A 10,675-nucleotide genomic window follows, 5' to 3' on the forward strand; every position below is an offset into this window, starting at 1 on the left:
AAGGGGTCGATGGCCGGCCCCGTGGAGGAGTACGCCGACCAGGCCGCCAACGCGTCGCTGATCGCCGCGGCGACCGCGTTGCTGGCCGGCGGTGGCACCGAGGACGCCGCGGGCGCCCTACTGGCCGGGGTGCCAAGGGCCGCTCACATGGGTCGCCAGACGTTCGCCGCCGTGCTGGGCCGCGGCCTGGCCAACGCCGGGCAACTGATCCTCGACCCCGGGGCCCTGCGCCGCCTGGATCGGGTCAAGATCGTCCTCATCGACGGGGCGGCCCTGCGCGGCGACCACCGCGCCGTGTTGCGGGCGCACGGGGACATGCCCGGCTGGGACGACGACCGCGTCTATGAGGTCGCCGACGCACTGCTACACGCGGAGCAGCCGCCCGAGCCCGACCCCGACGAGTTACCGGCCACCGGGGCGCGGCTGCGCCGGGTGCCCACGCAGGGCCCGTCGGCGGCGCCGGCACAGGGCCTCGAACATGCCGACCTCGTCGTCGACGGCGAGGTCGTGGGCAGCGTCGACGTGGGCTGGGAGGTCGATCCCTTCGCGATCCCGCTGCTGCAGACCGCGCACCGCACCGGCGCCCGGGTGGTGCTGCGCCACGTCGCGGGCACCGAGGACCTCACGGCCAGCGTCGCGGTGACCCACCCGCCGGGGACGCCGTTGTTGACATTGGTGCGCGACCTGCGGAGCGACCGCGGCCCGGTGTTGCTGATCACCGCGCTGCACCCGGATTTCGCCTCGACCGACACGCTGGCCGCGCTGGCCGTCGCCGACGTCGGCGTGGCGCTCGACGATCCCCACGCCGCGACACCGTGGACCGCGGACATCATCACCGGCACCGATTTGGCTGCGGCGGTGCGGATCCTGTCCGCGTTGCCGACCGCCCGCGAGGCCACCGAGTCGTCGGTGCGCCTCGCCAAGGGCGGCAGCACGCTGGCCGGGCTGCTGTTGGTGACCGGCGATCCGCAGGCCACCACCAACCCGCTGGCCCTGCAGCGCTGGCTCAACCCGGTCAACGCCGCCGCGGCGGCCGCGTTGGTGCAGGGGGCGTTTTCGGCCACCCGGGTGCTCCGCCAGCCTGTGCCCACTCCCCAACCGTTGACCGCCTGGCATGCACTGGACCCAGAGATCGTCTACTCCCGGCTGTCCAGCCGCACCCACCCGTTGGCCGTCGAGCCCGGCATCGCACCGTGGCAACGTGTTCTCGAAGACCTGTCCTACAACCCGGCGCTGGCGCCACTGCGGGCGCCGGCGGCCCGGCTGGGCCGGCTGCTGTCGGCCACCCGGGCCGAGCTCGCCGACCCGCTGACGCCGATCCTGGCGGTGGGTGCAGCGGCCTCGGCGATCGTCGGCAGCAACATCGACGCGCTGCTGGTGGCGGGCGTGATGACCGCCAACGCGATCGTCGGCGGGACGCAACGGTTGCGGGCTGAGGCGGCCGTGGCCGAGCTGTTCGCCGAACAGGACCAGCTCGCGCGCCGCGTCGTTCTTCCCACGATGGCGACGTCGCAGCGGCGGCTGGAGGCGGCGCGCTCCGCGCCGCGAACGGCGACGGTGAGCGCCAAGTCGCTGCGCCCGGGCGACGTCATCGACCTGGTGGCGCCGGAGGTGGTGCCGGCGGATGCGCGCCTGCTGGTCGCCGAGGACCTCGAGGTCGACGAGTCCTTCCTCACGGGGGAGTCGCTGCCGGTCGACAAGCAGGTCGAGCCCGTCGCCGTCACCGATCCCGACCGGGCCAGCATGCTCTTCGAGGGCAGCACCATCGTCGCCGGACGCGCGCGGGCGATCGTGGTGGCCACCGGAGCCGGTACCGCGGCGCAGCGCGCGATCTCGGCCATCGCCGATGTCGAGTCGGCGGCCGGGGTGCAGGCCCGGTTGCGGGAGTTGACCAGCAAGGTGTTGCCGCTCACGCTGGCGGGCGGCGCGGCGGTGACCGGGTTGGCCTTGGCGCACAAGGGATCGCTGCGTCAATCGGTCGCCGACGGCGTCGCCATCGCGGTGGCTGCGGTCCCCGAGGGCCTGCCGCTGGTGGCCACCCTCGCCCAACTCGCCGCCGCCCAGCGGTTGTCCAGGCGCGGAGCGCTGGTGCGCACGCCGCGCGCCGTCGAAGCCCTGGGGCGGGTCCAGACGGTGTGCTTCGACAAGACCGGAACGCTCACCGAAAACCATTTGCGGGTGGTGTGCGCCGTCCCGCACGAAACCGACGTCGACGGTGAGTTGCCCGCGACGACGGACCCGCGGGCCAGTGCGGTGCTGAGCGCGGCCGCGCGCAGCAGCACGCAGCCGCAGAACGGGCAGGGACACGCGCACGCCACCGACGAGGCCATCCTCACCGCCGCGAGTTCCCGCAACGGTCAAAGCGGTTTGGGATGGACGCTGCACGCCGAAGTGCCGTTCGAGTCGAGTCGCGGGTACGCCGCCGCGATCGGCACCATCGGCGCCGACGAACACCCGGCGCTGGTGGTCAAGGGCGCTCCAGAAAAGATCCTGCCGCGCTGCCGGTTCGCCGATGCAGAAGCCGGCCGCGACCATGCCGAGGCGTTGGTGTTGCGTCTGGCCGAACAGGGTCTGCGCGTGCTGGCGGTGGCGCAACGCCGTTGGGAGCACGGGCTGTCCGAGGACGACACCGACGCCGACGCCGTCGATGCCGCCGCGTACGACCTCCAGGTGATCGGCTATGTGGGTCTGGCCGACACCGCGCGGGAGTCGGCGCGGCCGTTGATCGAGGCGCTGATCGACGCCCGCCGCCGGGTGGTGCTGATCACCGGCGACCATCCGGTGACCGCCCGGGCGATCGCCCGCCAGTTGGGGCTGCCGTCGAACGCGCGGGAGATCACCGGCGCCGAACTCGCCGCCCTCGACCACGACGCCCGCGCCAGGCTGGTCGCCGACGTCCAGGTGTTCGCCCGCGTCAGCCCCGAACAGAAGGTCCAGATCGTCTCGGCGCTGCAGGCCTGCGGTCAGGTCACCGCGATGGTCGGGGACGGCGCCAACGACGCCGCCGCCATCCGGATGGCCGATGTGGGCATCGGGGTGAGCGGTCGGGGATCCTCGGCCGCCCGGGGGGCCGCCGACATCGTGTTGACCGAAGACGACCTGGGCGTGTTGCTCGACGCACTGGTCGAGGGGCGCGGCATGTGGGGCGGAGTCCGGGACGCGGTGGGCATCCTCGTCGGCGGCAACGTGGGTGAGGTCCTGTTCACCATCATCGGCACGGCGCTGGGCACGGGGCGGGCGCCGGTGGGCACCCGGCAGCTGTTGCTGGTGAACCTGCTGACCGACATGTTCCCCGCGCTCGCGGTGGCCGTCACCCCGCAGTACCCCCAGCCGGACCCCCACTCCGAAGAAGCCGACGACGCGACCGGCAACGGGGCCGACACCGACGCCGACGAACTCCATCGCGCGTTCCAGCGGGCCGCCCTTGCGGGCCCGGCGCCGTCGCTCGACGCGCCGCTGCTGCGCCAGATCGTCACCCGTGGCGCCGTCACCGCGGCCGGAGCGACGGCCGCCTGGGGCATCGGACGCTACACCTTCGGAACCGAAAGACGCACGGCCACCATGGGTTTGACTGCACTGGTGACGACGCAACTGGCGCAGACCCTGTTGACGCGCCGGCACAGCCCCCTGGTGCTGGGCACAGCGTTGGGCAGCGCCGCGGTCCTGGTGGCGATCGTGCAAACACCCGGTGTCAGCCACTTCTTCGGCTGCACCCCGCTGGGGCCGGTGGCCTGGAGCGGCGTCATCGGCGCCACGGCGGGGGCCACCGCCGTCTCGGTGCTGGCCCCCAACTGGCTTGCCAAGCGCGTCGCGGCGATCGAGCCCAAGGCTACCGAGATCGCCGCACAGATTCCGGGCGTCTGGAACGGCAGCCCGAAACCCGAATAGGCGCAATCATCACGCCGGTGAGCGGCGCCTCCCCTGGGCGGCGGGTTCCTCGCTGTCGGCCTGCCCGCGCTCGTCGCGCCCGGCGCCGTCGAGGAAGGTCAACGTCGCCTTTGCGTCGGCCTCGTACATACCGAAACGGCTGAGCGAATCGGCTAGGACCGGCTACGTGAAGAGGATCTGACCGCCCGCTGCCAACTGGTAGAAATCACCGACCGTGATGATCTGGTCCTTCACCGGGTCGATGAAGTCATCGGGGCCGAAACCGAAGAGGTCCACCGAGGCCTTGCAGCCATACAGGCCGGCACCGGTATCGGCGATCATCTCGACGAATTCGGGCACCGGCGGGATGTCCAGCTTGTCCATCCGGTCGGTCATCTGGCGCGTCAACAACCAGGACATCCCCGGCAATCCCCCGATCCAGGTGGGGACGTGCAGGCCCGGGTTGCCGACGGTGGCGATCTTGATGCCCTTCTGCCGGTTCTTGTGGATCGCGTCGAGGCCGAAGAACGTGAAGAACAGGTTCGCTTCCATCCCTTCGGCGCGGGCGCCGTTGGCCATGATCAGACCGGGGTAGATACCTTCCAGAGACCCCTGGGAGATGATGATGGAGACTTTTTCGATCGGGTTGTCCATGTGATGCGCCGTTCTTCTTAAATGCAACCGATGGGTTTGGGAATACCGGCGATTCGCGCGGCCACTTTCGCGGGTCCCTTCGGGAACAGCTGGTAGAGATCCTTGATGCTGACGCCGGAGCTTTTGCTGAGCGCACGCACCGACGGCCCGCTGCCGGTCTGCTCGTATTCGTGGCGCATCTGTTTGACAACCTGCCAATGCTGGTCGTTGAGCGCCGGAACGCCCCATTCCTGGGCGATCTCGGGAGCCATGTCCGCGTTCCATTGCTGGGGATCGATGAAGAACCCTTCGTCGTTCACGGTCACTTCGGTTCCCGCGTAAACCTTTGTCGTCATGTCATGTCCTTCTCTTGTCGTGCAGTGGCTCTCATCGTGCGGTGGCTCTTATCGTGAAGCGGTCTCGAATCGTTTTCCGGTGCGCGGCATCCGGCTGCCGATGCCGGGGATGTCGCGGCCTGGGAGCAGCACATTCCAGTAGAGCCAGCGAAAGGCCAGCTTGCCCATGTGGTTGAGCCGGGATTCCCGGAGCAGGGGCAGCCCGACACCCAAGGGGAAGTGCCCGGGGAGCGGCTCGGTGTCGTAGTCGAAGTCGATGAGCAGTGCTTTGCGGTCCCCGCTTTCGATGAAGCAGTTCGTGTGACCGTCGAACTGCGCGTCCAGGGGCCGGCCGGCGAGGAACTGCGCGACGTTGTGGGTCAGCACATCGCCCTCGAAATGGGCGACCGACCCCGCCTTGGACGTCGGAACATTGGTCGCGTCGCCGATGGCGAAGATGTTCGGCCGCACCGTCGACTGCAGGGTCCGCTGATCGGTCAGCACAAAGTTCAACTCGTCGCCAAGGCCTGAGGAACGGCCGACGAAGTCGGCCCCACCGTGCAGCGGACAGACGACCGCCAGATCGAAGGGGACCGTGCGTTCGTCGTAGGAGATCAGCCGGCCCGCGTCGCCGTCGACCTGTCCGGTGTTGAACTCGGTGACCAGTTCGATGCCTTTTTGCTGTAGCAGGCTGCCGAGTTCGCGGGCAGCCACCGGCTTGGTGAACGCGCCGTCCAGCGGTGTCACGTAGATCAGCTCAACTCGGTCGCGAATGCCCCGGCGCCGGAAGTACGCGTCGGCGAGAAAACAGAACTCCAGCGGCGCGACCGGGCATTTGATCGGCATGTCGACAACGTTCAGCACGAGCCGGCCATGGTCGAATGCCGACAGCGCGCGTTCCAGCGCCGACGCGCCTTCGAGGTTGTAAAACGAGAAGACGTTCCGCATCCAGCCGGGACCGGTCATGCCCTCGGTCTCCTCGGGCATCAGCCTGGCACCGGTCGCGATGACCAGTACGTCGTAATCCAGCACGACGCCGTCGGTCAGGTGGACCTGGTCGCCGTCGACGTCGACGCGGTCGATATCGCACTGGAGATAACGGATCCCGGAATGGAGCTGGCGTTTGCGGGATTTCACGATCTCGTCGGGACTGATCAAACCGAACGGCACAAACAGCAAGCCGGGCTGGTAGACGTGCGTGTCGTCGCGATCCACGACCGTGATGTCAGCGTCAGGGACCGTCCGGTGCAACCGGTTCGCCGTCAATGTGCCGCCCGTTCCACCGCCGAGAATGACAATGCGCTTGTTCACGCTTGCGAGGATGCCCCATCACCGGCCTGAACCGCAGAGTCTTTGGTCCCCGGCACCGCTGCGCAAGGTCCCTGCTACTCCTCACGGGAGCGGCGGGCGATGAAGGCACGCCGCACCGTACGATCGGGCGCCTGATCCCGCGAGAGCGGCGAATTCAGCCGGTCAGCTCCCGACGTACCACTTTGCCCGCCGGATTACGCGGAATGATGCTGACAAAGTTGATGTCCCTGGGCTGTTCGAAGCGGGAAACCCTGTCCTTCAAGTATTCTCGAATCGTCGGTGCGTCGATGCCGCTGCCCGGCCGCAGCACCACGAAAGCAGCCAACCGATGGCCGAAACGTTCGTCGGTAACCCCGACGACCGCATTGTCGGCGATGTCGGGGTGTTCGGCGAGAGCGTTCTGGACCGCGCGCGGATAGACGTTCTCTCCCCCGGAGATGATCATGTCGTCCTCGCGGCCGACGATGTAGAGCCGGCCCGCGTTGTCGAGGTACCCCATGTCGCCGGTGCCGGTCATGCCGTCGACGAAGGCTTTTGCGGGCCCGGCGTTCGAGCCCACCGCGGAGCCGGCGCCGGCCAGGTCGCCGCCGACGAAGACGCGGCCGGTGACGCGCGGCCCAACCGGCCGGTCGTGCTTGTCGAAGATGCGTACCGGGCAGCCCGCGACCGGCTTTCCGACGGTCTCGGGGGCGTCGCGCAGGTCGGTCGGCGTCGCCAGAGCGCCGATGCCGACCTCGGTGGAACCGTAGCCGTTGTAGAGGATGTCGCCGTAGGTGTCCATGAACCGCTGGCCGAGGGCGGGGTCGAGCCGGTCCCCGCTGGACATCACGACCCGTAGGTGCGGCACCGGGTTGCGCGCCCGCAGGCGTTCGGGCAGGTCGAGGATCCGTGCGAGCACCACCGGCACCGCGGTGAATGCGTCGGCGCGGTGCAGCGACGCTTGCGCCAGGGCGGACTCGGCGTCGAAGTGGCGTTGCGTGAGCACGGTGCCGCCCAGGCCCACCGTGATCATCACCATGCCGAGCCCCAGCCCGTGGAACATCGGCATCGCCACCGAGATTCGCGATCCCGTACGCAGTCGGGTGCGGTCCAGGAGTGTCACCCACACCCCCACTGCCGAGCGCAACTGCGGGGTGCGCGGCACGCCTTTGGGTGTGCCGGTGGTACCCGAGGTGAGCAGAACGATGCGCCCCGGTGCGGCGACCCGGGGCCGCGGGTCGCCGTCGTGGGCCGTGACCGTCGCCGGGTCGACGATGGCCACCGAGGGATCGGCGGCGCGCACCCGCTCGGTGAACTCGTCGTCGGCGACCATGACGGTGATCCGGTGACCGCTCAGCGTGGCCGCCAGCGCGTCGGTGCGGAACTCCGTGTTGACGGGCACCACGTCGGCACCGAGGAGGGCAGCGGCGAAAAAGCCCTCGACGAAGCCCCGCCCGTTGCGGCACATGACCCCGACGGCCCGGCCGGGTCCGGCGCCGGCGCCGGACAGCCGGCGCGCCAGCGCCTCGGCTCCCCGCTGCAGTTCGCGGTAACTGAGGGCGCCGTCGTCGTCGACGAGGGCGGACCGGTGCGGCCACCGGGCCACCGTGACCGCCAGCAGGGTGTAGGGGTTGGTACCGCCGCGCCCCGCCGCGCGCAGGAGCCGTACCCCGGTGGCCGGGGACAGCGGACTGAGCAGCCCGCAGGACAACAGCGCCCGGGCCGCGGTGGTGAGCAGGCCGTCGGTCGTCATCGCGTGGCTTCGCGGGCGGCGGCCTCGGTGGAGAACCGGCGACACCACAGTCGGGCCGCCTGGTCGGCGGGGCCGGCCAGCAGCACCGACGCGAGCTCGGCGGGCCACATCCAGGGCGGTTCGACCGTGCGCGGGCGTTCGATGACCGCCTTGGCGATCGTGTCGGCGGCCTCCTCCGCGGACAGGCCGGGCAGCCGGCCCAGGATCGGTGTGGGTTCGATCATCCTGGTGCGGACCAACGCGAAGTAGACCGAGGTGACGGTCACGCCGTCGGCGTGCAGTTCGGGCGAGACGCTGCGCAGCCAGCGATCGAAAGCTCCTTTGGAGGCCTGGTAGGCACCCCACTGCGGGCCGGGTACCACCCGCACGCCGACGCTGGAGACGTTCACGATGTGCCCGCTGCCGCCCTCGCGCATGGTCGGCAGCAACCCCAGCAGTAGCCAGATCGGTCCCAGGTAGTTGATGTCGACCGTGCGCTGGAAGTCGTGCGGCCGGTCGTACTGCTCGTGCAGCGAGCGGCGCAACGAGGTGCCGGCGTTGCTCACCACCACGTCGAGCGGCCCGTGGTCCTCGGTGATCTGCTTGGTCAGCACGCTGACCGCGGCCTCGTCGACAAGGTCGGTCGGGTAGGCAACCGCCTGTCCGCCGCCCGCGCTGATCGACGCCACGAGGTCGTCTAGCCGGTCGGCCGACCGGGCGACCACCAGCACCGTCGCACCGGCCGCGGCCAGCCTGCGCGCGGTCGCCTCGCCGATCCCGTACGACGCGCCGGTCACCAGGGCGGTCTTACCCGAAACGGCGCCGCGAAGACGGTCCGGGTCGGATATCCGCGGCGGGTTGGCCAGTCGGTCGGTAGCCGCGTGGAGGACCTGCGTTATCACGTTCACCTTTGACCGCCGCATCCGCTGGTGTGCTCGCCGAGAAATGGCTGTGCGTCAACCGTGCGCCTCGACATTCATATAGTTAGCAGATCATACGACGGCGCACGAGTCTTTCGGCGTCACTCACTCGCCGATGAAGCCCTTGTTGCGCATCAGGACGTCGGCCAGGAAACCGTCGTGCGGGATTTCGGGCGCCCCGTGGAAGGTCGGGTGGGCGCCGCGGTAGACGTTGCTGACGGTCGGCTCGCCGAGCAGGGTGTCGATCAGCGCGTCGTCGCCGGTGAACGCGGTGACGACCAGGGAATGCCGCAGCGGTGCGACGCCGGCCCCGTGGGACCACGGCGACACCCATACGCACGGGAACGGCAGTTCGGTGTTGAGCGTGTCGGTGAGCCGACCCGAGCCGGGTCCGTCCAGCAGGTGCACAGCCGGGCGCAGTGCGGCGCACCCGTCACCCACCTCGGCCACGATCCGGTCGGCACCCAGCAGCGGGATGGTGCCGGCGGCCTTCGCCGCCAGGTGGCTCGCCAGCGCGTGCGCCTTAGCGAGCGGCTGGGTGGGCAGGATGGCCCGCTCGTCGGCGCCGGGCAGGGGCTCGATCGTGGCCAGCCGTTCGGCGATCGCCGCGGCCAGCGGGGCGGGGTCGCCCTCGAAGAGCACCGCGGTGGTGTTGACGCAGGCCATGCCGCCCAGGTTGGCGATCGAGTCGACGACGACGTCGAGGTGGTCGCGCCAGTCGCGGTCGGCGGTGATCAGGATCTTGGCGCGCCCCGGCCCGTGCACCACCACCCTGGGGTCGGCGGCGTACTTGTCGACGACGTCCTGGCCGCCGTAGACCACCGCGACGTCGGCCGCGCGGATCAGCTCGTCCGCGCCGCCGTGCCCGGTCGGCAGGTAGGCGGCATCCTCGTTCCGAAACCCCGCCTGGCGCAGCGCATTAACCAGCCGATGCGCGGTCAGCGGCTCGCGTCGCGACGGGCGCACCGCCACCCGGTAGCCCAGCGCGAGCGCCTGGGGCCACACGCCGTGCACGCCGGGGCCGTTGCCGGCGGCGTGCACGGCGAGCACCTCCCCGCGCCGCACCCACATCGCACCGCCGCGCCGGGCCCGCTCCTCGCGCCAGTCCGTCGCCGCGCCGACGGGCCGGGCCGGGCGCACCGCGGCGAACGCTCCGGCGACCGCGTCGGCCACACCGCGCGCACCGGCCCGGGTGACCGCGATCGGTAGGCCCGAAATCCGGCTCGCCGCAGCGACATAGGCCTCGAAATCCAGTCCCGCGATGGTCGCGGTGGCGAAGACGCCGGCCGCCGCGGCCAGGGCGGCTTCCCGCTGTTCAACCGGCAACGGCCGAACCTTGCGCTGCGCGTCGACCGTCCGTGACACATACAGCGGCGGAACGACGCTCAGCTCGAGCACCGCGTCGCCGGCCGTGCTCAGGACGACTTCGCGGGTGCGGGTGCGGTACTCCCCCTGGGGGCCGAGCGCGTCGATGTGCACGACATCGCCTTTCAGTACACGCCTTCGATGACGGTCTCGCCCTCGAAAGCGCCCACCGGCCGCACTGCGCTGAGCGAGTCGCCGACCTGACCCGCTGGTCCCGGCAGGCGGATGGCCAGGTCGCGTTCCAGGTTGTTCGGGATGAACATTCCCTTGCTGACGTGGTTCATCACGACGCGGCCGAGTTGGCCGTGGGGGACTTCCTCGCCGGTGTCGGGGTCGACGACCCGGAACACGACGTAGGGTCCCCGCGGGTCGAAGACGAACGTCCCGTCGTCCACGGTCCTGGTGACCGCCTGGGACAGCACCATGGTGCTGCCGAAGGCCATCGTGATGGTCGTGGCCGGGAAGATGTCGCGCAGCAGGTCCAGGGTGTCGGCGTCGACGTGCGCGCCGCTGAGCAACAGGTAGCGGATCTT

7 protein-coding genes and 1 pseudogene are annotated in these 10,675 nt (G+C 70.3%); 1 reads left to right on the forward strand and 7 read right to left on the reverse strand.

Annotation, left to right across the window (positions count from 1 at the left end):
* Positions 1-3,888, forward strand: a 3,888-nt coding sequence (locus AC2VOK_RS07370) for a cation-translocating P-type ATPase (protein WP_428899880.1), incomplete at its 5' end; no start/stop codon positions are given.
* A gap of 162 nt (positions 3,889-4,050) precedes the next feature.
* Here AC2VOK_RS07370 and AC2VOK_RS07375 read toward each other — a convergent pair.
* From AC2VOK_RS07375 to AC2VOK_RS07405, 7 genes and pseudogenes are all read right to left on the reverse strand, one after another.
* The gene (locus tag AC2VOK_RS07375) at positions 4,051-4,521 is read right to left on the reverse strand and encodes a DsrE/DsrF/DrsH-like family protein (protein WP_428899881.1); all 471 of its coding nucleotides are present in this window, start codon (positions 4,519-4,521) and stop codon (positions 4,051-4,053) included.
* Positions 4,522-4,538: 17 nt separating this feature from the next.
* Entirely contained in the window at positions 4,539-4,856 is a 318-nt protein-coding gene (locus AC2VOK_RS07380; RefSeq protein ID WP_428899882.1) for a TusE/DsrC/DsvC family sulfur relay protein, read from the reverse strand.
* A gap of 48 nt (positions 4,857-4,904) precedes the next feature.
* A complete protein-coding gene (gene sqr / locus AC2VOK_RS07385; RefSeq protein WP_428899883.1) occupies positions 4,905-6,146 on the reverse strand; it encodes a type III sulfide quinone reductase, selenoprotein subtype in 1,242 nt (413 codons plus the stop codon).
* A gap of 154 nt (positions 6,147-6,300) precedes the next feature.
* Positions 6,301-7,878, reverse strand: coding sequence for an AMP-binding protein (locus tag AC2VOK_RS07390; protein ID WP_428899884.1), 1,578 nt, complete (start codon positions 7,876-7,878; stop codon positions 6,301-6,303).
* Positions 7,875-8,780, reverse strand: a complete 906-nt coding sequence (locus tag AC2VOK_RS07395) for an SDR family NAD(P)-dependent oxidoreductase (protein WP_428899885.1) — start codon at positions 8,778-8,780, stop codon at positions 7,875-7,877. Before AC2VOK_RS07395 ends, AC2VOK_RS07390 begins: the two co-directional genes overlap by 4 nt.
* Positions 8,781-8,882: 102 nt before the next feature.
* Positions 8,883-10,271, reverse strand: a complete 1,389-nt coding sequence (locus AC2VOK_RS07400) for an aldehyde dehydrogenase family protein (RefSeq protein ID WP_428899886.1) — start codon at positions 10,269-10,271, stop codon at positions 8,883-8,885.
* Positions 10,268-10,675: pseudogene (locus AC2VOK_RS07405) on the reverse strand (phenazine antibiotic biosynthesis protein); the annotation flags it as partial. The pseudogene AC2VOK_RS07405 and the gene AC2VOK_RS07400, both read right to left, overlap by 4 nt.

It is taken from the genome of Mycobacterium sp. TH-M116, from assembly GCF_057473685.1.